The organism is Neisseria lisongii, assembly GCF_028463985.1.
Taxonomy (GTDB): Bacteria; Pseudomonadota; Gammaproteobacteria; order Burkholderiales; family Neisseriaceae; genus Neisseria; species Neisseria lisongii.
The window spans coordinates 1,384,980-1,411,134 of sequence record NZ_CP116766.1; the positions used below are offsets into that span (position 1 = coordinate 1,384,980).

At 50.1% G+C, this 26,155-nt stretch carries 21 protein-coding genes; 8 read left to right on the top strand and 13 right to left on the bottom strand.

Annotation, left to right across the window (positions count from 1 at the left end; translation table 11 throughout):
* Window positions 1-30: 30 nt before the first annotated feature.
* From PJU73_RS06330 to PJU73_RS06340, 3 genes are all read right to left on the bottom strand, one after another.
* The gene (locus tag PJU73_RS06330) at window positions 31-2,775 is read right to left on the bottom strand and encodes an autotransporter outer membrane beta-barrel domain-containing protein (RefSeq protein ID WP_237091566.1); all 2,745 of its coding nucleotides are present in this window, start codon (window positions 2,773-2,775) and stop codon (window positions 31-33) included.
* A gap of 161 nt (window positions 2,776-2,936) precedes the next feature.
* On the bottom strand, window positions 2,937-4,322 hold the full coding sequence (locus PJU73_RS06335) for a DEAD/DEAH box helicase (RefSeq protein WP_237091565.1): 1,386 nt from the start codon (window positions 4,320-4,322) through the stop codon (window positions 2,937-2,939).
* A 467-nt stretch (window positions 4,323-4,789) separates the two neighbouring features.
* Entirely contained in the window at window positions 4,790-6,433 is a 1,644-nt protein-coding gene (locus PJU73_RS06340; RefSeq protein WP_237091564.1) for a lactate permease LctP family transporter, read from the bottom strand.
* Between the two features lie 449 nt (window positions 6,434-6,882).
* On the opposite strand from PJU73_RS06340, the gene PJU73_RS06345 reads away from it, so the two are divergent.
* A complete protein-coding gene (locus PJU73_RS06345) occupies window positions 6,883-7,659 on the top strand; it encodes a FadR/GntR family transcriptional regulator (protein ID WP_237091563.1) in 777 nt (258 codons plus the stop codon).
* Window positions 7,660-8,290: 631 nt separating this feature from the next.
* Here the strand turns inward: PJU73_RS06345 and orn are convergent.
* Window positions 8,291-8,845: an oligoribonuclease gene (gene orn, locus PJU73_RS06350; RefSeq protein ID WP_237091562.1), complete on the bottom strand. Its 555-nt coding sequence runs from the start codon at window positions 8,843-8,845 to the stop codon at window positions 8,291-8,293.
* Between the two features lie 123 nt (window positions 8,846-8,968).
* Window positions 8,969-10,645: a formate--tetrahydrofolate ligase gene (locus tag PJU73_RS06355; protein WP_237091561.1), complete on the bottom strand. Its 1,677-nt coding sequence runs from the start codon at window positions 10,643-10,645 to the stop codon at window positions 8,969-8,971.
* Between the two features lie 301 nt (window positions 10,646-10,946).
* Here PJU73_RS06355 and PJU73_RS06360 point away from each other — a divergent pair, with 301 nt between their 5' ends.
* Window positions 10,947-11,378, top strand: a complete 432-nt coding sequence (locus tag PJU73_RS06360; protein ID WP_237091560.1) for an EamA family transporter — start codon at window positions 10,947-10,949, stop codon at window positions 11,376-11,378.
* Between the two features lie 131 nt (window positions 11,379-11,509).
* Here PJU73_RS06360 and PJU73_RS06365 read toward each other — a convergent pair whose 3' ends face one another.
* Window positions 11,510-11,785 carry a hypothetical protein gene (locus PJU73_RS06365; RefSeq protein WP_237091559.1) on the bottom strand — a complete coding sequence of 92 codons (276 nt, stop codon included), beginning with the start codon at window positions 11,783-11,785 and terminating at the stop codon, window positions 11,510-11,512.
* A 271-nt stretch (window positions 11,786-12,056) separates the two neighbouring features.
* On the opposite strand from PJU73_RS06365, the gene PJU73_RS06370 reads away from it, so the two are divergent.
* The 5 genes from PJU73_RS06370 (at window position 12,057) to tyrS (ending at window position 17,528) form a co-directional block, all read left to right on the top strand.
* Window positions 12,057-12,743 carry a S24 family peptidase gene (locus PJU73_RS06370; protein WP_237091558.1) on the top strand — a complete coding sequence of 229 codons (687 nt, stop codon included), beginning with the start codon at window positions 12,057-12,059 and terminating at the stop codon, window positions 12,741-12,743.
* Window positions 12,744-12,848: 105 nt separating this feature from the next.
* Window positions 12,849-13,187, top strand: coding sequence for an iron-sulfur cluster insertion protein ErpA (erpA, locus tag PJU73_RS06375; protein ID WP_237091557.1), 339 nt, complete (start codon window positions 12,849-12,851; stop codon window positions 13,185-13,187).
* A 224-nt stretch (window positions 13,188-13,411) separates the two neighbouring features.
* Complete coding sequence (gene ubiB / locus PJU73_RS06380; protein ID WP_237091556.1) at window positions 13,412-14,911, top strand: ubiquinone biosynthesis regulatory protein kinase UbiB; 1,500 nt, start codon at window positions 13,412-13,414, stop codon at window positions 14,909-14,911.
* Window positions 14,912-15,061: 150 nt separating this feature from the next.
* Window positions 15,062-16,153 carry a redox-regulated ATPase YchF gene (gene ychF / locus PJU73_RS06385; RefSeq protein WP_237091555.1) on the top strand — a complete coding sequence of 364 codons (1,092 nt, stop codon included), beginning with the start codon at window positions 15,062-15,064 and terminating at the stop codon, window positions 16,151-16,153.
* Between the two features lie 79 nt (window positions 16,154-16,232).
* Window positions 16,233-17,528, top strand: coding sequence for a tyrosine--tRNA ligase (gene tyrS, locus PJU73_RS06390; protein ID WP_237091554.1), 1,296 nt, complete (start codon window positions 16,233-16,235; stop codon window positions 17,526-17,528).
* 505 nt (window positions 17,529-18,033) lie between these two features.
* On the opposite strand, the gene PJU73_RS06395 is transcribed toward tyrS, so the two are convergent.
* Window positions 18,034-19,542, bottom strand: coding sequence for a catalase (locus PJU73_RS06395; RefSeq protein WP_237091553.1), 1,509 nt, complete (start codon window positions 19,540-19,542; stop codon window positions 18,034-18,036).
* Window positions 19,543-19,764: 222 nt separating this feature from the next.
* Complete coding sequence (locus PJU73_RS06400; protein WP_237091552.1) at window positions 19,765-21,348, bottom strand: L-lactate permease; 1,584 nt, start codon at window positions 21,346-21,348, stop codon at window positions 19,765-19,767.
* Between the two features lie 103 nt (window positions 21,349-21,451).
* Here PJU73_RS06400 and PJU73_RS06405 point away from each other — a divergent pair, with 103 nt between their 5' ends.
* Window positions 21,452-21,646: a hypothetical protein gene (locus PJU73_RS06405; protein WP_237091551.1), complete on the top strand. Its 195-nt coding sequence runs from the start codon at window positions 21,452-21,454 to the stop codon at window positions 21,644-21,646.
* Between the two features lie 342 nt (window positions 21,647-21,988).
* Here the strand turns inward: PJU73_RS06405 and PJU73_RS06410 are convergent, their stop codons facing one another.
* From PJU73_RS06410 to ccoP, 5 genes are all read right to left on the bottom strand, one after another.
* On the bottom strand, window positions 21,989-22,627 hold the full coding sequence (locus PJU73_RS06410; protein WP_237091575.1) for a 7-carboxy-7-deazaguanine synthase QueE: 639 nt from the start codon (window positions 22,625-22,627) through the stop codon (window positions 21,989-21,991).
* A complete protein-coding gene (locus tag PJU73_RS06415) occupies window positions 22,618-22,989 on the bottom strand; it encodes a DUF1304 domain-containing protein (RefSeq protein WP_237091550.1) in 372 nt (123 codons plus the stop codon). Before PJU73_RS06415 ends, PJU73_RS06410 begins: the two co-directional genes overlap by 10 nt.
* A gap of 4 nt (window positions 22,990-22,993) precedes the next feature.
* Window positions 22,994-23,413 (bottom strand): 6-carboxytetrahydropterin synthase QueD, encoded by a 420-nt coding sequence (queD, locus tag PJU73_RS06420; RefSeq protein ID WP_237091549.1) that lies wholly within the window; start codon window positions 23,411-23,413, stop codon window positions 22,994-22,996.
* On the bottom strand, window positions 23,410-24,090 hold the full coding sequence (gene queC / locus PJU73_RS06425; protein ID WP_237091548.1) for a 7-cyano-7-deazaguanine synthase QueC: 681 nt from the start codon (window positions 24,088-24,090) through the stop codon (window positions 23,410-23,412). Before queC ends, queD begins: the two co-directional genes overlap by 4 nt.
* A gap of 660 nt (window positions 24,091-24,750) precedes the next feature.
* Complete coding sequence (ccoP, locus tag PJU73_RS06430; protein ID WP_237091547.1) at window positions 24,751-26,127, bottom strand: cytochrome-c oxidase, cbb3-type subunit III; 1,377 nt, start codon at window positions 26,125-26,127, stop codon at window positions 24,751-24,753.
* Window positions 26,128-26,155 lie beyond the last annotated feature (28 nt).

The window sequence follows — 26,155 nt, forward strand, 5'->3', positions numbered from 1 at the left end:
AGACGGCTTGTTTTATTTCAATATAGATGTTTACCACGTAAAGCGGTAGCCGATTTCGGTTGCCAAATGACGGCGGGTTCGGCTTCCGTGTTCTCTTTGAACATTAACATTCAAGCGGCCGTTTGCACCAAAATCAGCATTCATACCGACTTTGATTGCAGCACGGTTACCATTGCTTGGCGTATCAAATCGGTAGCCATTGATATTAACATGGCTGCGTTTATGCTCTCCGAGATAATAAACACCGATTTGCGGCTGCAATTTCACGCTACCGACATTATATTCAGTCTGCAGGTCTGCACCGGCCCGACTATGCAGCAGCGTAACGGCAGGGACATTTTCAGTTGCCGATAAACGGCTGACCGTCAATCCTGCATTCGGCACAAGCTGCCAAGTTGGATTTAATGCAATGATTTTGCCAATTTGAACATTCAGGCTGTTCGTGTGCAAACGTGTCTGTTCGCCATTGGTTTTGGCTTTGAAGCGGGTATAACGATAAGTAGAATCAGCAAACCAGCCGTTTTCACTGTGTCCACCGCCATACAAACCGATACTGTCGGCAGTCAGATCGGTATTGTAATAATCTCCGCCATATTGCAAATCACTGTTACTTCGGCCTGCCAATACGCCGATATAGCCTGCACCGAAACCGTAATCATAGCCGATTTGAAAACCACGGCTATTCATTTTAAAACCGTTACGGCGGGCATTATTGCCAACATTTTGGGCATCATGACGGCTACGTCCGTAATCGCTTTGCAGCCACAAACCGCTCAGACGGCCTTGACGGTGTAAATCGGTTTGGCGTTGACCGACAATGTTTTGCTGCTGTTGAATCAAGAACGAAGCAGCCTGTAAATAACCCAATGGCGCATTAGCATAATTGCTCAACACCTTACTAGCCATATTTGGTTGTACCGGCTCTGTCGGTTTCACTGGCTCTGCCGGTTTCACTGGCTCTGCCGGTTTCACTGGCTCTGCTGGTTTCACTGGCTCTGTCGGTTTCACTGGCTCTGTCGGTTTCACTGGCTCTGCCGGTTTCACTGGCTCTACCGGTTTCACTGGCTCTACCGGTTTCACTGGCTCTACCGGTTTCACTGGCTCTACCGGTTTCACTGGCTCTACCGGTTTCACTGGCTCTACCGGTTTCACTGGCTCTGCCGGTTTCACTGGCTCTGCCGGTTTCACTGGCTCTGCCGGTTTCACTGGCTCTGCTGGTTTTTCAGACGGCATACCCTGATGTGCCAGTACCCAGTTTGTGCCTTCTTTTTTAAAACTGTAGCGGAACGCACCCGCATCGACATAATTTCCACCATTGTTGTTGGTCAATGAAAACACCCCATTGCCACCGCCGGTTTCTACCAAAGTCAGCTTGCCATTAGCAGCTTTCGGCTCATTTTTAGTATTGTTGACGGTAATCGTGTGCCGACCTTCCGCCTGCCCTTTGACCGCAATTTTATCGCCCTGCTGGGAAGCCAAATCGGTATTCAGCGTAAAATGGCCGCTGCCGCTCAGATTACCGTTGATGGTCAGGGTGTTGAACTGATTCGACTGCTCTGAAACTGTGGAAGTTACGGACGATTGATTCAATATCAACTCATCAATTTCGCTATTTCCGTTATAAATCCACTGGCTTTGATTATTTAAAGTAAAGCTGATTTTTCCATTGTTTTCTGGGCGTTTTTCATCTATCCGACTGATACCGTACAATGTACTGTTATCTGCCGTCAGATTAACTCTAGGTTTAGAACTATCGCTATCATGTTTAATAAATAACAGTGCATCTCTGCCACGGATACTGCTGTCTTTCAAATGGATATTTTGCGTTGCAGAATATTCATCCTCACCCGAAATCGTATAATAAACACCTACCGAAACCTCCGCCTTGATATTATTTGCCGTTAAATTACCGCCATCTGCGACGACAAAGAGGGTACTGTTGATTCCGTCCAGCCGAATTGTACTGTTATTGACAGCAACAGTTGGCGCTTGTCCTCCATTAGAATACATAGCTACAGCAGCGGTTTTTTTACCTCCCCCGCTGATATGTACATTTTCCATCATTAAACTGGAGGTGCCTGACAACTCAATACCGTAAGTATCGTTACCGTTTAATTCGATTTTATGATTGCTGCTGTGAATTTGAACACCACCGCCATTTTCATCGATACCTACTGCACTAGAACCATTTAAAATCAAATCTGCCGAATTTTCCAATGTGATAATTTTTCCGTTACCGTTGTCACCATTAATAGTGATGGCATGACCTGAATCATGCCCCCCCTCATCAGCAGGCAGATTTTTCTTTTCAAAATAACTTTTGTTAACTGACAACGTTACCCCTTGTTCGATTTTATTATAAGCTGCATTGGTCTCGATAATGACCGGATCGCCTCGCCCTTCATCATCTCTTTGATCTTCTAGTGTTGCCGAAACACCGGATTGAAGAGTTACATTGGTATTCTTCCTATTGACATAAAATATACTATTGCTCCAAGTCCAATCAGGTGACTCATTTCCATCTGACAAACTGATAACTTTCTGATTTTCATATTTTCCGGCAGGTATGATCAGAGAAAGAGATGAATCACTCCCTTTTCGTTCAATCCGCCCACCTTGGTACAATGACCATTCATTTGGCTTCTCTAGAGTATTCAAAAGCCGACATCCATTCCGATGTTGGCAGGTCAAATCCACCGCCCATGCCGAATTGGATAAAGCAGCCACAGCTGCGGCAATCAGACTCAGAGAAGTTTTCGGTGTAATCTGTTTCATAATTTCCTCAGTTTCAACCATCACAAATAATAGGCATTATAATCTTTTCACACATTAACACAAGAACACAAGTTTTGGCATTTTTAACAACTGCCAAACAAATACAAAGCCGTCTGAAAATCAATTTTCAGACGGCTTCAATCTTATACAACAGGTTGGGGTTATGCCCCGTAATTCGGTTGCAGCAGGGCGCAGGGTTGGCGTTCGTGGCGGCGTCGGCTGCGGCCGGCGATTTTTTTGCATTCGCTGCCGGCATCGGTTTTGTCGGTTTGGCGAGGTTCGTAGCTGTTGCGTTCGGGTTTGTCGCCGGTACGGCGGCGGTTGTCGGTGTCCCGATTTCTGCCTGAAGGCGTGCGGTTGTGTTCGACAGGTTCGCTATGCTCGGTTTCGCTGCCCCACCAGTGCGGTTCGAAGCCTTCGATGCGTTCTACGGGTAAGTCGCTGCCGATCAGTTCTTTGATGGATTCAAACATTTTCTGTTCGGTTTTATCCATCAGGGAAATGGCAACGCCGTCTGCGCCGGCCCGTCCGGTGCGGCCGATTCGGTGGACGTAGTCTTCAGGTTGGGACGGTAATTCGTAGTTGATGACAAACGGTAATTCGGCAATGTCTAAGCCTCGGGCGGCAACGTCTGTGGCGACCAATACCCGCAGTTCGCCCTGTTTGAAGGCGGACAGGGTTTCCAAACGGCTTTGTTGGGATTTGTCGCCGTGAATGGCTTGGGCTTTGATGTTGCGGCGCACTAAATCCCGGGTTACTTGATCGACGCTTTGTTTGGTTTTGCAGAATACAATGACTTGATTCATGTGCAAATCGACAATCAGGCGTTCAAGCAAAGAGCGTTTGCTCATGGCATCTACGGCGATGATGTGCTGCTCGACATTGGCGTTGGTGGTGTTTTGGGCGGCCACTTCGACCAATTCGGGAGCGTTCATGAATTCCTGCGCCAGTTTGCGGATTGGCGGAGAAAAAGTGGCGGAAAACAGCAGGGTTTGGCGCTGTTTGGGCAACATCTGCATGATTTTGCGGATATCGTCGATAAAGCCCATGTCGAGCATACGGTCGGCTTCGTCCAATACAACGATTTCGACTTTGTTGAAATGGATGTTTTTCTGTTTGACGTGGTCAAGCAGGCGGCCGACGGTGGCGACGACGATTTCGCATCCGGCGCGCAAATCGGCGGTCTGTTTGTCCATATTCACGCCGCCGAATAAGACGGTATGCCGCAGCGGTAGGTTTTTGATATAGGCCTGCACGTTTTGGTCGATTTGGTCGGCCAGTTCGCGGGTCGGGGTCAGCACCAGCATACGCACAGGGTGCATGGCGGGCGAGGTGGACGGGGTGGCGTAGCGTTTCAGGCGTTCGAGGCTGGGCAACATAAAGGCGGCGGTTTTGCCGGTACCGGTTTGCGCCGCTGCCAATAAGTCGTGTCCTGCCAAGGCTTTGGGAATGGCGGCTGCCTGAATCGGGGTCGGGGTTTGATAGCCTTGTTCGGTGAGTGCGGCAACGATTTCGCTGCCCAGACCGAGTGATGCAAATGTCGTCATGGTGATACTTTCTGTTTCAGACGGCATCAATCACGGATAGGCCGTCTGAAAAATAAGGGTGGCACTCAATGTGCGTCATCGAGATTTCAAACGGCAATTATGCCATAAAAGCGGCCTGCCTCGCATCTTGTTTACGTCTATCGTGGGTTCGTTTGGCAAACCAAGGCCGTCTGAAAATGTGTTGCGGATGTTGCCGAAACTATAGTGAAACAACGCCAAAGTAGTACAAGGCGGCGAGCCGAAGACAGTACAGGTAGTACGGGACAGGTTTTGTCCGGATTGTTGTTTAATCCGGTTACAAAAACCGTTCTCTTTGAGCCGGGCGAGCCAACGCTGTAATACCTTTAAAGTGAATTCACGATAGTACGGCAAGGCGAAGCCAACGCTGTAGTGCTTTGAAGTTATTTCACTATAACATGCCATAAAAACAGCCCGAACCTTACGGTTCGGGCTGCATTGCCGTTGTCTTATTTGTTGAAGAAGATTAAGGTCCAAGGCAATACGTATGCTTGCAGCAGAGTCATCAAGCCGACAAAGCAGCAGAAAATCAGGCTGTGTTTCACAGTGAAGCGGAACAGGTTGGATTCTTTGCCTTCCAAGCCCACTGCCGCACAGGCGATGGCGATGGATTGCGGAGAAATCATCTTACCGGTTACACCGCCGGTGGTATTGGCGGCTACGGTCAGTTCAGGCACAACGTTGATTTGGTGTGCAGTGCTGGCTTGCAGCGAGCCGAAGAGTGCGTTGGCGGAAGTATCCGAACCGGTCAGGAACACGCCCAACCAGCCCAAGAATGGCGAGAAGAACGGGAACACAGCGCCGGTGCCTGCCAAAACCAGTGCCAGCGTTGATGACAGGCCTGAATAGTTGGCAACGAAGGCAAAGCCCAATACCAAACCGATGGACAGGATAGACAGTTTCAATTCGTTCAGGGTTTCGACAAAAGTCGCCACTGCCTGACCCGGTCTCATTTTCAGCAAGGCTGCGGAAACGATGGCGGCGAGCAGAATCGCTGTGCCGACTGCGCCCAAGAAATCAACTTTGAACATGGCGGCATACGGAGTCGGTTCGCTGACAATCGGTGCGGCTTTTTGCACCAGATTGTGCAGACCCGGCCATTCAAATTGCACGGTAGCGGCGCTCAAAGCGGTTTTCACGCTCTTCAGACTCCACACGCTCACGAATACGGTCAGAATGGCAAATGGAGACCAGGCTTTAATGATTTGTGCGCCGGTGTATTCGCTGCTTTGACGTTTGGCCGGTTTTTTCATACCGTCGAAAGTGAAGATTTCTTTAGGCTGCCATTTTTTCAGGAAAGCAGACAGACACATCAGGCTCACCAGAGCGGAAGTTACGTCCGGCAATTCCGGGCCGATAAAGTTAGCGGTAATGAATTGGGTTACGGCAAACGATACGCCGGCAACCAAAACCGCAGGCCAAGTTTGACGGATACCGCGCATACCGTCCATCATCGCTACCAACCAGAACGGTACGATAATCGACAGAATCGGCAACTGACGGCCGGCAACTTGGCCGATGTGGTAAGGATCAAGGTTGGATACTTGACCAGCCACCAAAATCGGAATACCCATCGCACCGAAAGCCACCGGCGCAGTATTGGCAATCAGACACAAACCGGCGGCATACAGCGGATTGAAGCCCAAGCCCACCAACAGCGCAGCGGTAATCGCCACCGGCGCACCGAAGCCCGCTGCGCCTTCCAAGAAAGCGCCGAACGAGAAGCCGACCAGCAGCATTTGCAGACGTTGGTCTTCGGTAATGGAAATCACGGAAGCACGGATAATGTCGAACTGGCCGGTTTTCACGGTAATTTTATACAGGAACACCGCCGTAATAATAATCCACGCAATCGGCCACAAACCGTAGGCAAAGCCGTAAAGCGCAGAAGAAACCGCCATGCCCACCGGCATACCGAAGCCGACAATGGCCACCGCCAAAGCAATCAGCAGGGTAAACAGACCGGCTTTATAGCCTTTCAGTTTCAACACGGTCAGTGCCACAAAAAAGAAAACAATCGGCAACAGCGCAGCGATTGCCGTCAGCAGCAGGCTTCCGCCCACTGCAGTATAGTTTTGAACCCAAGTTTCCATAGAAATTAAATCTCCGTTTTCTCAGAGGATACCGCCGAAAACACTTTCTTTCCCTACCGCACCCGGCACACAGCCTGCACGGAACATCCATAAAACGCTTCAGCGATACAGTCTTTTTTCTGAAAAACAAAAATTGGTTTAACCAATTTTCGCCAAGATGCGTTAATTTACGTCAATTCAAAATGATTGTCAATTATTTTTTAAAATTCTCATTTTTTATTTAATTTCAAAATGATATGGTATAATTTTTTGAAAAACAGGCCGTCTGAAAATGTAAAGAAGCGAATTGACGGTAACAATATTTAATTATTAAAATAGCCGCCCGACAAAATATAGTGTATTCACTTTAAAACAATACAGCATTGGTTTGACTTGTTTTCATCTAAAGTAAACCCACTATACATACCAACAATTTCCGACCCAACCCCGCTATCAGAAACCGCAACCCCATGAGCAAACTCGTCCGCCCGCAAAAAATCAGCGACCAGATTTTAGCCGTCTTAGAAGAACGCATCGCCTCCGGAGAATATGCCGAAGGCGGCAAAATTCCGCCCGAACGCACACTGGCAGCAGAATTCGAAGTCTCCCGCCCATCGGTTCGGGCCGCCTTAAACATTTTAGTTTCCAAAAATATTTTAGAAGCCCGACAAGGCGACGGCTATTACGTTTCCGTCAAACCGCAGCAGGATTTCCTGCAAAGCTGGCAGGAAATTTTGGGCAAACACCCCAACTGGGAACACGATGTTTACGATTTCAGTTGCCACATCGAAGGCTGCATGGCATCACTGGCGGCGCAGCGGCACACCGATGCCGATTTAAAACGGATTACTTTTTGGCTGGAAAAATTTGAAGCCGCCTGCGCAGAAGGCAATCTCGAACACCAAATCGAGGCCGATTCCAGCTTCCACCACGCCATCGCCGATGCCGCCCACAACCTGCTGTTCAGCCACTTATCCGGCAGCCTGCTGAAAATGCTCTACCAACAAACCCGAAGCACAATTATCCGCACCCATTATTCGGACGACCCCCGCCCTACTTTGATTGACCACCACCGCACACTGTTTGAAGCCATCAAAGCCCGCCGACCCGAACAAGCCGCACGCATCGCCCGGGAACATTTAAACTTCGTCTCCCAAAGCGTGCGCGATGCCGCCGACTACCAAACCCGCCGGGAACACGCCGACACATTGGCGCAACTGGATTTGGATAAAGTGAAAAACTGGTAACGGACAGTCCGAATGAAATATGAAAAGGCCGTCTGAAAATAAGAAACCCTATTTTCAGACGGCCTTTGTTTGGATTGCTATCGTGAATACACCCAATAATCCATACAATTTTTAAATACACTCGTCATTCCGAAGAAAGTCGGAATCCATCTGTCAGATTCAGAAACTGTAAAGAAACAGTTACCTAAGCCGCCAACATGGATTCCGACTTTCGTCGGAATGATAGGCGTGTTGAAGTTGGAATGTACTGGAAATTCGGTTGATGCACCATAGATACTAAAAACGGGCGAAACTACGCCGCCCGTTTTCTTCATTTCCGCAACCAATGCGGATATTTCTCCGCTGAAAAGCGGCTTTTCCCGTCTTTGGCAAAACCATAAACATTGCTTACCTGTCTCAAGCAAAATGGCGGTTCTGTTTCGGCTGCCAAATGTTCCCGCACCAGCCGTCTGAATTTTCGGTTTGCCAGACGTTTATCTTGCTTTTCACTGCGGGCGCCGGTATGGCCAATCATAGGCGTTTTCTTGTAACTTCTGCTCATTGTATATAATCCTAAGTAATGAATACTTAAGATTCTTTGAGCGTTACCCCGTATTTTGTTTTCATGATTTTATTCCTTAATTTATCTGCCTCACACCTGCGGCAACTTCAAAAACTGTTCCCGATAATGGCGCATTTCCTCAATGCTTTCCAAAATATCGTCCAATGCCAAATGTTTGCCCCGTTTCACCACGCCTTTGGCGACTTCGGGATTCCAGCGTTTCGCCAGTTCTTTCAAAGTAGAAACGTCTAAATTGCGGTAATGGAAATACGCCTCCAAACGGGGCATGTATTTCACCATAAAGCGGCGGTCTTGGTGAATGGTGTTGCCGCACATCGGGGTGGCTTTTTCAGGAATCCATTGCGCCATAAAGTCTAGCAGTTTCTGTTCCACTTCCGCCTCGCTGTATGCCGACTCCCGCACCCGCTGCGTCAGACCACTGCGGCCGTGGGTGGCGGTACACCATTCGTCCATTGCGTCCAACACTTCATCGCTTTGGTGGACGGCAAACACTTCCGACTGTGCCAACACGTTTAACTCAGAATCGGTAATAATCATCGCCACTTCGATAATACGGTCGGTTTCCGGATTCAGGCCGGTCATTTCCATATCCAGCCAACACAGATTATTTGCACTTATTGCCATTTTCAGACGGCCTCTCGTATTCAAAAATCTCAATTATAAAGGATTGTCGGTTAAAAGGCCGTCTGAAAACCGCATTTCCGCCATGCAGAATCCGGTTTTCAGACGGCCTGATCGGCAACAGGCTTAGAACAGGCCGTGAATCACGCCTTGTTCGTCCACATCAATGCGTTCGGCAGCCGGCACTTTCGGCAGCCCCGGCATTTTCATCATATTGCCGCACAAGACCACGATAAAGCCTGCACCGGCGGAAACGGTAATGCCCCGCACCTGAATGGTGAAACCTTCCGGTTTGCCCAATAATTTGGCGTTGTCGCTCAAGGAATATTGGGTTTTCGCCATGCAGACCGGCAGCTTGTCCAAGCCCAGTTTTTCCAAAGAAGCGATTTCCGCCAAGGCTTCGGCGCTGAATGCGACATCGTCTGCGCCGTACACTTTGCGGGCAACGGTACGGATTTTTTCGGGAATGCTCAAATCCAAATCGTAGGCGAATTGGAAACGGTTGGGCTGGGTTTCGATGGCGTTCACCACTTTTTGCGCCAAATCCGCACCGCCTGCGCCGCCTTTGCCCCACACTTCGGTCAGCGAAACCTCCACGCCGTGTTCGGCGCAGGCCGTCTGAATCATGGCCAGCTCGGCTTCGGTATCGGAAACAAAGCGGTTCAGTGCCACCACCACCGGCAGGCCGAAGATGTTTTTCATATTCGAGATGTGTTTGAGCAGGTTCGGCAGACCTTGGGCGAGTGCTTCAAGATTTTCTTCGCCCAAACGTTCGCGTTCGACACCGCCGTTGTATTTCAAGGCACGCACGGTTGCCACCACCACGGCGGCATCGGGTTTCAAATCCGCCAGTCGGCATTTGATGTCGCAGAATTTTTCCGCACCCAAATCTGCGCCGAAACCGGCTTCGGTAACGGCATAATCGGCCAGATGTTTCGCCAAACGGGTTGCCGTTACCGAGTTGCAGCCGTGGGCAATGTTGGCAAACGGACCGCCGTGAACAAATGCCGGCGTGCCTTCGATGGTTTGCACCAGATTCGGCTTGATGGCATCTTTCAAGAGCGCCGCCATAGCGCCGTGTGCATTCAAATCTTTGGCATAAACCGGGCTTCCGTCTTTGGCATACGCCACCAAAATATTACCCAAACGGGTTTTCAGGTCGGTCAAATCTTTTGCCAGACAGAATACCGCCATCACTTCGGAAGCCACGGTAATATCAAAGCCGTCCGGCCGCATCACGCCGTCGGTCGGTTTGCCCATGCCGTTGATAATATTGCGCAACTGGCGGTCGTTCATATCCACCACACGCCGCCACAGCACCCGTTTGCTGTCGATATTCAGGGCATTGCCGTGGTAAATATGGTTGTCCAACATCGCCGCCAACAGGTTGTTGGCAGCGCCGATGGCGTGAAAATCGCCGGTAAAGTGCAGATTGATATCTTCCATCGGCAGCACTTGGGCATAACCGCCGCCCGCTGCGCCGCCTTTGATACCGAATACCGGTCCCAAAGAAGGTTCGCGCAAGGCTATCACCGAATCTTTGCCGATATGGCGCAAAGCGTCCGCCAAACCGATGGTTACAGTGGTTTTACCTTCGCCCGCAGGTGTCGGATTGATAGCAGTTACCAAAATCAACCGCCCCTGTTTTTGCGGCAGCTTAAACGCCGCCGCCGGATCGATTTTGGCTTTATAGTGGCCGTAAGGCTCGATATTCTCCGCAGTCAGCCCCAATTTGGCGGCAATTTCGCCAATCGGGCGCATGGTTGAAGATTGGGCGATTTCGGCATCGGTTTTAAAGCTCATGTTTGTCCCCTAAATGAAAAACGGCAAAACGATGGAAAATGTCCGTTATACCGGCTGTGCCTGCAAACGGCTGGATTTTCAGCATAATCAGGTCTATTATACGGTTTTCGAGAATGAATCGCAGTAATTTTTTCTGAAACCGCAGATGGTGCAAAATACCCGAGCAACGTACCACAAACAATGCTGCTGAACATTTTTATCCCTGCTTGGACGTTTCACGATATTCAACTGCTTTTCTGCTCTTACAACCCGTTTTCAGACGGCCTTTTGTCCGCCGCACACCGTTTATCAGGAACAAAAAATGGAATCATCTGCATGGCTTTATTGGGCGCTTGCCTCCGCCGCTTTTGCCGCACTGACGGCGATTTTCGCCAAAATCGGTTTGCAGGGCATCGATTCGGATTTTGCGACTTTTATCCGCACCTTGGTGATTTTGGCGGCGTTGATACTGTTTTTGACTTATACGGGAAAATGGCAGGGGGTTGAGGGTTTTAGCGGTAAAAACTGGCTGTTTCTCGTATTGTCCGGCTTGGCGACAGGCGCTTCGTGGCTGGCCTATTTCAAAGCGCTACAGTTGGGCAATGCTTCGCAGGTTGCGCCGGTGGACAAGTTGAGCTTGGTGTTGGTGGCGCTGCTGGCCGTTGTCTTTTTAAAAGAACGCCCTTCAACCCAAGAATGGGCGGGCTTGGGTTTGGTTACCGCCGGCGTGTTGCTGCTGGCATTCAAACGCTAAAACCGGTTTGAATCATCTGCAAACGCTGCGTAACGCTTGTCGCTTCACTTTAAAGCTAGCATTTCCCAATTAAATCCGCCAAGGCCGTCTGAAAACCGCAAACCCGTTTTTCAGACGGCCTTGGCTCTGTTTTATTCGTACACCACGCCCATCACCAATTCCTGTTCGTTGAAATTGCCGTACATCTGTTCCCAATCATGCGAGGCTTCAAACATATCGCATTCTTTGGAAAGCTCAAGTTGGCGCACGTTCATACCCTCCAAAGGCATACCGCCCAACACTTCGCATTCCAGCGGCGAAAAGGAAACGTTTGCCGATTGCGCTTCCGAATAGCTGATCGGAAACGCCGCCAAGCCCAAAACAAATGCCATCAGCACCAAGCCTGTATTTTTACGGTAAATGTTCATCTTTTTTTCCTTTTGCCGATTTTTATCTAAAAAATCATACTTCAACTACAGTTTTACTCACTTAAATCGAAAATTAAAAAAATAATCGTAACGTCGCTGCGAAAATCATTACAAAACCTTCCATAAATCGAATAATACTCAGAAAAAATTTAAAGTGCAATACTTTTTCTTATTTTTGCTAATTTTTTTCTTACATTTTTTCAAAAAATAAAGTAAACTATGCAAAAATTCAGCGCAATACACAAAATCTGTGTATCGAATAAGGAAAGATATGAATACTTTTAAAGACCGCTTGGCCTTTTTATGGAAAGACGAAGCCCGACAGGCCAAAATTGCCGCCGACATCGATATGACGATTGCCGGTTTCAGCCGTATTTGGAACGAGGGCGGCTTGCCGAAATCGGAAACCTTAAAGAAAATCAAACAGCTCAAAGGCTGCAGCATAGACTGGCTGCTCACCGGCGAGGGCGAGCCTTTCCCCGGAAGCACCCAGCAAAATACCACCGCCTACGATACTTTGGGCAATCCGGTCGATGTGGAAGAATTCGTCTTTGTACCGCGTTACGACATTCAGGCGGCGGCGGGACACGGTAGTTTTGTCGGCGACGAAACCCCGATTTTCACCATTCCGTTCCGCCGCAACTGGATCGAACACTACGTTACCCGAGACACCAAAAACCTGTCGGTGATTTCCGTTAAAGGCGATTCAATGGAAGGCGTGTTGAACGACGGCGATTCGATTCTCGTCAATCACGGCGAAACTGCGCCGCGCGACGGGCTGTATGTTTTACGGATTAACGACAATCTCTTGGTGAAGCGGCTGCAGGTTATGCCCGGCGGCATCATCAACGTGATTTCCGCCAACGAAGCCTATCCGACTTTTGAAATCGATTTGAAAAACCAGACCGACGATGTCGCCATCATCGGCCGTGTAGAATGGTTCGGACGTACCATTTAAGCCCGTCCTGTAATCACGTCCTGCGGCAAAATGCGGCTGAACTTGCCTTAGCCGCCGGTTTGAGCGACAATACCGTAATAATATTCATATAAAAGGAATCACATCATGTCAGACGAAAATCCGATTATCTTTACCGACAGCTGCTGCACCAAAGTGGCTGATTTGATTGCCGAAGAAAACAATCCCGATTTGAAACTGCGTGTATTCGTCAATGGTGGCGGCTGCTCCGGCTTCCAATACGGTTTTACTTTTGACGAAATCAAAAATGATGATGATTTTGAAATCGTCAAAAACGGGCTGACTTTTTTGGTCGATCCGATGAGCTATCAATATCTGGTCGGCGCTGAAATCGACTACACCGAAAGCCTGCAGGGTTCGCAATTCGTTATCCGTAATCCGAATGCGGAAACCACCTGCGGCTGCGGCTCTTCCTTCTCGGTTTAGCGTCCGGCTTACAAACCATGCCGTCTGAAAAACGCATTTGCATTTTCAGACGGCATGGTTTTGTTGCAGCGTGGATTTACCAAAGTGAAGTCTCCGGAAAACACGATCACGCAGCGAACCGCCTTGCTTCTTTTTAAAGTCAATCCGCTATATCCCGCAAAATTACACCGCCCTCCCCGATTGATTTATAATATCGGCTTTACCACGCCCGAGCAGCTATCCAAATGAAATGGTTCTCCCGCATTAAAACCATCGTCCGCACCGTTTATCTCTACGGGCTTGCCGACCTGTTCGCCCACACCCGCCACAGCAGCATTGCGGCAAGGTTGCCCCGTTCCCGACGTTATGCCGGCCAAGCGTTGCCCGTCCGCCTGCGGCTGGCGCTGGAAAGCCTCGGGCCGATTTTTATCAAATTCGGCCAAGTCCTCTCTACCCGCCCCGATTTGATTCCGCACGAATACGCTGTCGAACTGGCGAAACTGCAAGATAAAGTGCCGCCGTTTGATGCTGAACTTTCCCGCCGCCAAATCGAGCAATCCTTGGGCGCAAGCATTGAAACACTGTATGCCGAATTTGAAACCGTGCCGGTGGCCAGCGCTTCCATCGCCCAAGTCCACAAAGCACGGCTGCACAGCGGCGAAGCAGTGGCCGTGAAAGTTTTGCGTCCCAATCTGCTGCCCGTTATCGAGCAGGATTTGTCGCTGATGCGGCTGGGGGCTTATTTGGTCGAGCGTTTCTTTGCCGACGGCAAACGCCTGCGCCCCCGCGAAGTGGTAGCCGAATTCGACAGATACCTGCACGATGAGCTGGATTTAATGCGGGAAGCTGCCAACGCCAGCCAGCTCGGGCGCAATTTCCGCAACAGCGATATGCTGATTGTGCCGAAAGTGTTTTACGATTACTGCTCCGGCGATGTCTTGACCATCGAATGGATGGACGGCACGCCGGTCAATCATTTATCTGAATTACGAAATAAAAACATCGACTTGGAAAAACTGGCGGATTACGGCGTAGAAATTTTCTTTACCCAAGTCTTCAGAGACGGTTTTTTCCACGCCGATATGCACCCCGGCAATATTCTGGTTGCCGACGACAACCGCTACATCGCCCTCGATTTCGGCATTGTCGGCACGCTCACCGATTACGACAAACGCTATCTCGCCATCAACTTTCTCGCCTTTTTCAACCGGGATTACCACCGTGTCGCCACCGCCCACATCGAATCGGGCTGGGTGCCTGCCGACACTCGGGCGGAAGAACTCGAAGCCGCCGTGCGAGCCGTGTGCGAACCGATTTTCAACAAACCGATTTCCGAAATTTCTTTCGGTTTGGTGCTGATGCAGCTGTTTGCCGTCAGCCGCCGCTTCAATGTCGAAATCCAGCCGCAACTGGTTCTCCTGCAAAAAACCCTGCTCAATATCGAAGGTTTGGGCCGCCAGCTCAACCCCGATTTGGATTTATGGAAAACCGCCAAACCGTTTTTGGTGCGCTGGATGAAAGAGCAAATCGGCCCGAAAGCCTTTTTCAACAACCTGAAAAACGAAGCCCCCGACTGGGCGCAGATTCTGCCCGGCCTGCCGAGAAAACTCAATGCGCTGGTGGATGAAACCCGCCAGCAGGAAATGCGCGATGCCTATCTGCATCTGGTCAAAGTCCAGCAACGCCAAAGCCTGTGGCTCGCCATCATTGCCATTGCCCTGCTGCTGATTTTGCTGTTTAAATAAGCCATAGGGCATAGAAGGCCGTCTGAAAATCCGCTTTGCTCATTTTCAGACGGCCTCACCCATCTCCCTCGCCCTCTATCTTCACTTTTCGGGCAATTTCACACTATGCTATAATCCGCAATTAAATTTCTTTTATTTTCAGGAAAAAACATGAGCTTGAAATGCGGCATTGTCGGTTTGCCCAACGTTGGTAAATCCACCCTCTTTAACGCCCTGACCCAATCCGGTATCGAAGCGGCCAATTATCCCTTCTGCACCATCGAGCCGAATGTCGGCATCGTCGAAGTACCCGATCCCCGCATGGCGGAACTGGCGAAAATCGTCAATCCGCAGAAAATGCAGCCCGCCATCGTTGAATTTGTCGATATCGCAGGCTTGGTGGCCGGTGCCAGCAAAGGCGAAGGTTTGGGCAACCAGTTTCTCGCCAATATCCGTGAAACCGATGCGATTGTGAACGTTGTGCGCTGTTTCGACAACGACAACATCGTCCACGTTGCCGGTAAAGTCGATCCGATTGCCGACATTGAAACCATCGGCACAGAATTGGCGCTTGCCGACCTTGCCAGCGTGGAAAAAGCCATTGTCCGCGAAGAAAAACGCGCCCGCTCCGGCGACAAAGATGCGCAAAAACTGGTCGAATTGTGCAAAAAACTCCTGCCGCATTTGGACGAAGGCAAACCGGTTCGCTCTCTGGGCTTGGATGCCGAAGAACTCGCCATGCTCAAACCACTGTTTCTGCTGACCGCCAAACCCGCCATGTATGTCGGCAACGTTGCCGAAGACGGTTTTGAAAACAACCCCCACCTCGACCGCCTCAAAGAACTCGCCGCCAAAGAAAACGCCCCTGTGGTAGCCGTTTGCGCCGCCATGGAAAGCGAAATCGCCGAGTTGGAAGAAGACGAAAAAGCCGAGTTCCTCGCCGAAATGGGCTTGGAAGAACCGGGCTTGAACCGCTTAATCCGTGCCGGTTACGACCTCTTGGGTCTGCAAACCTATTTCACCGCCGGTGTCAAAGAAGTGCGTGCGTGGACCATTCACAAAGGCGATACCGCTCCGCAGGCCGCAGGTGTAATTCATACCGACTTCGAACGGGGCTTCATCCGTGCCCAAGTGATTGCCTACGAAGACTTTGTCGCTTTGGGCGGCGAAGCCAAAGCCAAAGAAGCCGGCAAAATGCGTGTCGAAGGCAAAGACTATGTCGTGCAAGACGGCGATGTAATGCACTTTTTGTTTAATGTATAACCCCAAACCCGATTTTCAGACGGCCTCACACCACTATGATGCCGTCTGAAAACAGCCGTTTCTCACTGGATTCAAACGAATGAATGTTCTGCAAGACCTCCAAGCCCGTGGCTTAATCGCCCAAACCACCGATTTTTCGGCCTTAGAAACTTTATTGAACGAACAGAAAATCGCTCTCTACTGCGGCTTTGACCCGACTGCCGACAGTCTGCATATCGGCCATCTGTTGCCGGTCTTGGCATTGCGCCGTTTCCAACAGGCGGGGCATACGCCGATTGCCTTGGTGGGCGGTGCAACCGGCATGATCGGCGATCCGAGTTTCAAAGCGGTGGAACGCAGCCTGAATTCTGCCGAAACCGTTGCCGGTTGGGTGGAAAGCATCCGCAACCAGCTCAAACCGTTTTTGAGTTTCGAGGGCGACAACGCCGCCGTCATGGCGAATAATGCCGACTGGTTCGGCGAAATGAACTGTTTGGATTTCCTGCGCGACATCGGCAAACATTTTTCGGTTAATTCCATGCTCGCCCGTGAATCGGTCAAACAGCGTTTGGAACGGGACGACGTGGGCATTTCGTTTACCGAGTTCGCCTACGCCCTGCTGCAAGGCTACGACTTTGCCGAACTCAACCGCCGCCATCAGGCGGTGTTGGAAATCGGCGGTTCCGACCAATGGGGCAACATCACCGCCGGTATCGACCTGACCCGCCGCCTGCACCGCAAAACCGTGTACGGCCTGACCCTGCCGCTGGTAACCAAATCAGACGGTACCAAATTCGGCAAAACCGAAGGCGGCGCTGTGTGGCTGAACGCTAAAAAAACCTCGCCGTACCAATTCTACCAATTCTGGCTGAAAGTAGCGGATGCCGATGTGTATAAATTCCTGAAATATTTCACATTCCTATCCGTAGAAGAAATCGACACTATCGAAGCCAAAGACCAAGCCAGCGGCACCAAACCCGAAGCACAACGCATTCTTGCCGAAGAAATGACCCGCCTGATTCACGGCGAAGCAGCTTTGGAAGCGGCGCAACGCATTTCCGCCAGCCTGTTTGCCGAAGACCAAAGCAACCTGACCGAAGCCGACTTCGAACAACTCGCCCTCGACGGCCTGCCTGCTTTTGAAGTTTCAGGCCGTCTGAATGTGGTCGAAGCCTTGGTAAACGCCAAACTCGCCGCCTCCAATAAGGAAGCACGGGGCTTTGTGAACAGCAAAGCCGTGGTTTTAAACGGCAAAACCGCCGAGCAGAACAATGCCGACTTTGCCGCCGAAAAACCCGACGACGCTTATCTGCTGACAGACGAACACAAACGCTTCGGCAAATACACCATCGTCCGCCGCGGCAAACGCAACCACGCCCTGCTGATTTGGTCGTAACCCGAAACACCCAAACAAAACGCCTGAAGATTTCAGGCGTTTTTTATCTTGATAACGATAGAAAATGATGGAGGCCGTCTGAAAACACGCATTTTCAGACGGCCTATAGTAAATCCACTTTCAAAGTATAGTTAAAACACCGAATTTTCTGTACAAATCGGCAAGCTAAGTTGGTCCACCGGCACTTTGTTCCCCGTCCCGCTGGCGGGAAGGGGCTAGGGGAAGGGTGGTTCGTTGTAGCGTCATATTTTTTCGGTTGATTTACTATATATAGTGAATCCTCTTTCAAAGTATTACAACACAAACCACCTTTTCCCAATTTTAGCTTCGCAGAAACCCGTTGCACGCATTTTCAGACAACGTTCATGGAATTTAACGAACACGTGCATGCTTGGGCAAGCACGCTACACCCTAACCCTCTTCCCGCTAGAGGGAAAAGGTTAGGGGAAGAGTGGTTCACGTAGGTTGTATTTTTGGTTAATTCACTATAGAGACGGCTTCGGATTTACAGCCAGCCATACTGACCTTTTGCCGGATCGCTGTCTCGGGCGGCTTGGGCATCGGCAACGGTCATGCCCAAGGCTTGGGCGACACCTTCGCCGTAGGCCGGATCGCAGGCGTAGCAGTTGCGGATATGGCGGTATTTGATGAAATCCAAGGCATCGCCCATGGCGGCGGCGGTGTTAGTGAACAAGGCCTGTTTTTCCTGTTCGTTCATCAGATTAAACAGCGCACGGGGTTGGCTGAAATAGTCGCTGTCGTCTTCACGGTAGTTCCAACGGGCGGCATCGCCGTTGATTTTCAAAGGCGGTTCGGCAAATTGCGATTGCTGTTGCCACTGGCTGAAGCTGTTCGGCTCATAATGCGGCAAACTACCGTAGTTGCCGTCGGATCGGCCTTGTCCGTCCCGCTGGTTGCTGTGTACGGGACAGCGTGGGCGGTTTACCGGAATTTGGTGGTGGTTTACGCCCAAGCGGTAGCGTTGTGCGTCGGCATAGTTAAACAGGCGGGCCTGCAGCATACGGTCGGGCGATACGCTGATGCCGGGTACTAAATTGCTCGGTGCAAAGGCGGACTGTTCGACATCGGCGAAGAAGTTTTCCGGATTGCGGTTGAGTTCGACCACGCCGACTTCAATCAGCGGATAATCGGATTTCGGCCATACTTTGGTCAGGTCAAACGGGTGATACGGCACTTTTTCGGCATCGGCTTCCGGCATGATTTGCACATACATCGTCCATTTCGGAAAATCGCCTTTTTCGATGCTTTCGTACAAATCCCGCTGATGGCTTTCACGGTCTTCGGCGATGATGGCTGCGGCTTCCTCGTTGGTCAGATTTTTAATGCCTTGTTGGGTGCGGAAATGGAATTTCACCCAGAAGCGTTCGTTTTGCTCGTTGATAAAGCTGTAGGTATGCGAACCGAAACCGTGCATATGGCGGTAGCTAGCGGGAATACCCCGGTCGCTCATCACGATGGTTACTTGGTGCAGAGCTTCGGGCAACAAGGTCCAAAAATCCCAGTTGTTGGTGGCGGAACGCATATTGGTGCGGGGATCACGTTTTACCGCTTTGTTCAAATCGGGGAATTTAAGCGGATCACGCAGGAAAAATACCGGCGTGTTGTTGCCGACCATATCCCAGTTGCCCTCTTCGGTATAGAATTTCAGGGCAAAACCACGGATATCCCGCTCGGCATCGGCTGCGCCCCGCTCACCGGCAACGGTGGTAAAGCGGGCAAACATTTCGGTTTGTTTGCCGACTTGGCTGAAAATTTTGGCACGGGTGTAGCGGGTAATGTCGTTGGTAACGGTAAACGTACCGAATGCGCCCGAACCTTTGGCGTGCATACGGCGTTCGGGAATCACTTCCCGCACAAAATTGGCAAGTTTTTCGTTCAGCCACAAATCTTGCGCCAAAATCGGGCCGCGGGGGCCTGCGGTCAGGCTGTTTTGATTATCGACAACGGGGGCACCATTGTTCATGGTTAGATGGGTTACAGGACATTTGTTCATAATTTACTCCTTTAGGTGTTTTATAGTGAATTTACTATAAAAGGTGTTTCAATAAATGTTTTCTATGGAGTAAACTTTATCACTTTATTTTTGCTATTAAAACTATGATTTTGATTTATTTTAGTTATGAATTGAGGCAAATTATTGATAATATAAAACAAAAGGCCGTCTGAAAACAGGCTTCCCCATTTTCAGACGGCCTTTGCCGTATCGCTGCAATAGTTACATAAAGAAAATTGCCGCGACAATCACTGCAATCACGCCGTAAATCGTCATTGGAATAACGGTTTTTTTGATAATTGTTCCTTCGGCGTTATGCACGTTCAATACAGTACACACGGCGATGATGTTGTTGATACACACCATATTGCCCATTGCGCCGCCGACCGACTGCAGGGCGAGAATCAGGGTGGCCGACAGGCCGGTATCAGTGGCAATCTGCTGCTGAATCGGGCCGAAAGTCAGGTTGGACACGGTATTCGATCCGGAGAAGAATGCGCCGATTGCACCCAGATACGGCGAGAAATACACCCAATTATCGCCCGCCATCGCTGCAAATTCCTTGCCGATGATTTTCACCATCGAATCATCGCCGCCGACCATCATCAGTTTTACCATAATCAGCGCACCCATCAGCGCCAGCAGCGGTTTGTTGGTCTGATGAACCGTCGCCACATAAAACGACCATGCGTCTTTAAACTTGGTGCGGTACAGCACAATACAAATCCACACGGTCAGCACAAACGGAATCCATGCCGGCACATACAGCGTTTGGTATTTTTCCGATACCGCTTCGCCGAAAATCTGACCGAACACAATCGTCAGCGACTGCGTAACCGTAATATCGCTCAAACCCGGCAGCGAAAAGCCAAACCAAGGCTCGCTGCTGGTCAGTAGCCCTTTCAGACCGAGCTGTTTGATACGGGTTACCACCAGCATACCGATCAGCATACCCAGCGGTGCCAAGGCTTTGGCAACTTGCAGCAGCGGCACTTTTTCCGCTTCCGGGTCTTTCGCATAGTCTTTACTCAAACCCCAGCCCTTATCGGCGGCAAATACCGACACCATCAGGCCGATTGCGCCCGCCACCAGAGACGGAAATTCTTCATTCACCATCGCCAGCGCAACATAAGGCAGCGTGCAGGACAACACCGAAATATAGATAAAGCCGATGTTTTTGCGGATTTCTTCTCTAGAAACAATAAAGCCCAAGCCGATAACCGGAATAATAAAACCGGCGAAAAAGTGCATAATACCGGTTTGGCGGCCGATGTCGAGAATATCGGCGGCACTTAAGTTCAGTGGCGCAAAACCGAACCAAGTCGGCGTACCCACCGCACCAAACGACACCGGCACCGAGTTCATCACCAGTGTAAACACCGCCACCCGCAGCGGGTTAAAACCCAAACTCATCAAAATCGGGGCGGCAATAGCGGCAGGCGTACCGAAACCGGAAGCGCCTTCAATCATAAACGCAAACGCCCAGCCGATAATCATCAGCTGCGCCACCGGATTCGGGCTGATATTCGCCAGCCATTTGCGGATAATGTCGATACAGCCGGTGGTTTCCATCATGCGGTTGAACATAATCGCACCGAAAATCACCGTAATCGGTGTCAGCGTGGACACCAAACCCGAAGCGGCAGTGGCATTGAGCAGCATAAAATCGTCGCCGAAATAAGCGATTTTAATCACATAAATCAACGCCGCTACCAACGGCAGCGCAATATACGACGGCATACTGTTTTTCTTCACCATCAGCCAAATCAGCAGCACAATGGGGAAAATACTGAGAAAAAGAGACATTTTCTGACCCTGTTGCAAAAACAATCAAATTGAGAAACCGCCCGTATCATACCCCTGCTGTTTGCATCATCGAAAACGCAAGAGAACGACACAGCAAATTGGTTTGACCAATTTTCTCAAAAAACGTGTTACTTTACGGAATTTAAAACCCACGGTCAAGCAACTTAACCTTTACAGTGCAACAGTTGATGAAACGGATTTTAGCTTTGCAGAAACTCGCTTTGCTCGTTTTGGCGAAACCTGCGGTTTTAGCTGCGCAGAAACTCACTACGCTCGTTTTCAGACGGCATTGATGTGAAATTGAAAGAACATGTGCGTGCTGAGGCACGCACGCTACACCTTAGAACGAGGAACTGTATGTAAAGCGAGCAATTTATTGCCCGCCAATCATATGCCAACTACCGCTGGCTTACCGATTTGTACAGCAAATTTGGTATTTCACTATATATGAATCATCAGAAAGTTTGCTTCAGGCCGTCTGAAAATGAAGATTTTATTAAAATGGCCAAACAAGTTTATATAGCGGAATAACCCCAAAGCAATACAAGGCGACACGCCACAAACATTATGAACAATACGACAAGGCGAAGCCAACGCTGTAGTGCTTTGAGATTATTCCACTATACCAAGCCCAAACCGCCTATTCTATACCCGCCAGTTTGTGCGTCTGGATACTGAGTTGCCAATGCACGGCGGCGTTCGGGCGGCTGTTTAACACGCCGATTTGGCGTATGGTTTCATAAATATTCATCTCGCCGTTTTGCTCGCAGGGCGAAAGGTAAAAGTGTTTTGCCCTGATTTTGTCTTCCATCAACCGGCAAAATCCGGTTACATCGCCGTCGGCGACAATCCGCACTTCGTCTGCGGCGGCAATGCAGTTTTTTTCGTATTTGGCGGCATAACAGGCTTTGGGGCTAACGGCGACAAAATCAATTTGCGGCGGCGCAGGGTTTAAACCGTTGCTTTCCATACATAAATAATAGCCTTCGGCTTTGAGTGCATCGAGCAAAACCGCCAAATGCGGCTGAATGGTCGGTTCGCCGCCGGTAATGATGATGTTGCGGGCGGTGTGTTTTTTCAGACGGCCTAAAATCTCGTTCAGGCTCATCATTTCAAAAGTCAGATAATCGGTGTCGCACCAAGAACATGCCAAATTGCATTTGCCCAAGCGGATAAACACCGCCGGCATACCTGTGTTGTAGCCCTCGCCTTGCAGACTTTCAAAAATTTCCACAATCCGAAACAACGGATTTTGCGGCAAAATCTGCGTTACACCCATATCGTTGCCACCGCCGCCAATGCTGCAGGCAGCCCCTGTTTCCACAAAATGCCTTTGTTGCCGGAACTCAATGCGCCCCACGAAGCGGCCAGCAGCACAAAACCCAAAAACAGCAGCGTGGCGCTGTACACGGCCACCGCCGGTGCGGCAAACTGCGCCCACAACAGCCCGACGGCGAGAAAGGCGTTATACAGCCCTTGGTTGCTGAACATGATTTGCACCCGTTTCTGCTGCATAAATTCATGCGGCATGTCAAAAATCTGCGCTGCTTTGTCGCTCGGAATGCAGCACATTTCCAGATAGGCGATGTAGAAATGTTCCACAGCCACCAATAAAACCAATAATATGCTTAATATTTTCATTTACTTATCCTTCGTATTCTGCACAAGAAGTCGGCGTTTCCCACAATTTCACGCTGCACACGTTCAGCCCTGCGTTTTTCAGACGGCCATACATCAGCGCCGCCATATTTTCGGCAGTGGTACGGCAAGGCAGGCGCAACGTTTTCATTTGCCAGCCGTCCAGCAGCGCCGCAATCTGACTTTCACGCTCATTGCCGCCGTGGTAAATAAACGCATGGTCGAAAGGATTGATGATTTCGGCTTGAACGATGGTTTTCAAATCGGCAAAATCCATCACCATACCGTCTTTTGCCCCACCCTGAATCAGGCCGTCTGAAACGGTGATTTCCAGTTTGTAGGTGTGGCCGTGCAGATTGCGGCATTTACCGTCGTGGCCGTCGAGCATGTGCGACGAATCGAAAGTGAAGATTTTGGTAATTTTCATAACGACTCCACCACCGTTTTCAGACGGCCTTGACTGTCCAAATATTCCTGCAATCCCCGTTCCCGCAAAACGCAGCTCGGGCATTCATGGCAGCCGCCGATAACGCCGTTGTAACAGGTGTGGGTATGTTGCAAAACATAATCCAAACGCCCCAATTTGTCCGCCAGCGCCCAAGTCTGCGCCTTGGTCAGATACATCAGCGGCGTGTGGATTTGGAATGCGTAGTCCATCGCCAGATTCAGGGTAACGTTCATGGATTTGACAAATACGTCCCGACAGTCGGGATAACCGGAAAAATCGGTTTCGCACACGCCGGTAATGATGTGGCGTATGCCTTGCCCTTTGGCGTAAATAGCGGCATACAGCAAAAACAGGGCGTTGCGTCCGTCCACAAAAGTATTGGGCAGACCGTTGTCTTCCGTGCGGATTTCTGCTCCGTCTTCCATCAGTGCATTATGGGTAATCTGCTGCATCAGGCTCAAATCCAATTCAGTCTGACGCACGCCCAAATCCTGTGCTATCCAACGGGCTTGCTGCAATTCGACCGCATGGCGTTGGCCGTAGTGAAAAGTAATGGCTTCGACATTGCCCGAGCCATACCGCTCAAGCGCCTGCAGCAGGCAGGTTGTGGAATCTTGGCCACCCGAAAAGATAACCAAGGCTTTTTCAGCATTCATAATCGTGTCCTAGTTTTGGTAATGCGGGAGGTTTGCGAACCGCAGTGGTAGATATTGCCGGTGTTGCCGACAATAAAAGAAGCGGCATTATATAGTTAAAACACCGAGTTTTCCATAAAAAACAGGCGTAGGTTATGGTGAGCGAGGTACGGCGTAACCCAACAAAATCTTATATCGTGAATCCACTTTAAAAGGATTACGGCGTTGGCTCGCCCGGCTCAAAGAGAACGGTTTTTGTAACCGGATTAAACAACAATCCGGACAGAACCTGTCCCGTACTATAGCGGATTAACTTAACTTTCGCTACGGCGTTGCTGCGCCTTGCCGTACTATAGTCAATTAACCTAAAAAATATGACACTGCAGCGAGCCACCCTTCCCCTAACCCCTTCCCGCCAGCGGGACGGGGGACAGTGTGCAGGTGGCATTAGCTTACTGGCTTGTACAGAAAATTCAGTGTTTTAACTATACCTGTACTGTCTGCGGCTCGCCGCCTTGTACTACTGTTAAAGTGAATTCACTATAGTTCAAGGTATTTCCAATATTTATTGTGGGGCTGTGGGTTGGCGGGTTATAAATAAAATCCCCTTAATCCGGCAAATCCGAATCAAGGGGATTTTCAGACGGCCTGTGCTACAGACCGCAGCAGTTGGCTAAAGCATTAACCTTCGATACGCACTTCTACACGGCGGCCTTCGGCATCGTTGCCTTGGGCTGCGGTAGTGTCTTCAGGTTTGCGCAATTCGATGCTTTCGGCTTTCACGCCTTGGGCTTCCAAGAAGGCTTTTACGGCCAGCGCACGTTCTTTAGACAGTTTGGCATTGGCTTCGGCATTGCCGGTGCTGTCGGTATAACCGCTTACCACCAGTTTTTTACCGTCTTTTGCTGCTTTTACCAAGTCAGCCAGCACATTTGCCGCATTTTCGGCTACATCGCTTTTGCCGGTGGCAAAGTAGAATGTGCCTACGGTTTTGTCGCTGTTCAGGCTGACACCAGCTGCGTCGGCAGCAGGTGCGGCGGCAGCAGGTGCGGCGGCTTTTTCAGCGGCAGGTGCAGAAGCTGCTTCTGCAGGTGCGGCAGCCGGTTTGGCTTCGGCTTTGGCAGGTGCTTTACCGTCTTTGTTAGACAAGCCCCAAACATAAGCGGTCATGATGTGGAGTTTGTCTTTATCCAAGAAGTTGCCCCATGCCGGCATTTGGCTGTGACGACCGTTGGTGATGGTTTCGATGATGGTTTTTTGCGAACCGCCCCACAACCAAACATCGTCGGTCAGATTCGGGCCTAAGCCTTGGATACCTTGACCTTTGTCGCCGTGGCAGGTAAAGCAGTTTGCAGGCGGACCTTTAAACAGTGCTTCACCGCGTGCTGCACGCTCGGCATCGTATTGGTCTTTAGGTTTGGACAGAGACATCACATAGTTGGCAACGTCTTTGACACGCTCTTCACCCAGTTGCGGACCCCATGCAGCCATCACGCCGACACGGCCTTTTTCGATGGTTTCGTGGATTTTCTCAGGTTCGCCGCCCCACAACCAGTCGTGGTCGGTCAGGTTAGGGAAACCTTTAGAACCTTTAGCATCCGAACCGTGACATTGGATACAGTAAGTATCAAACATGTTTTTACCGATTTGGCGTGCTTCAGGATTTTTTGCCACTTCTTCGATCGGCATTTTGGCAAATTTGGCATACAGAGGTTGATATTGCGCATTGGCTTTTTCAACTTCTTTGTCGTATTGGCCGTGGCTGCTCCAGTTGAGCAGGCCTTTGTAGTCGCCTACGCCCGGGTAGAGTACCAGATAAACGGCACCGAATACCCAAGTCAGGATATACAGCCAAAACCACCAGCGGGGCATCGGGTTGTTGTATTCTGCAATACCGTCCCATTCGTGTCCTGTGGTTTCAACTTCTTCACCTTTTTTCGGCTGCTTCACAACATTTTGCGAAAACAGCAGCCAAGCCAAACCGATAAAGCTGAGCAGGACGATGGCAGCAATGTATATAGTCCAGAAATTACTGGTAAATTGGGATGTTGTGTTCATTATTTTGCTCCGTTATCACGGATTAACC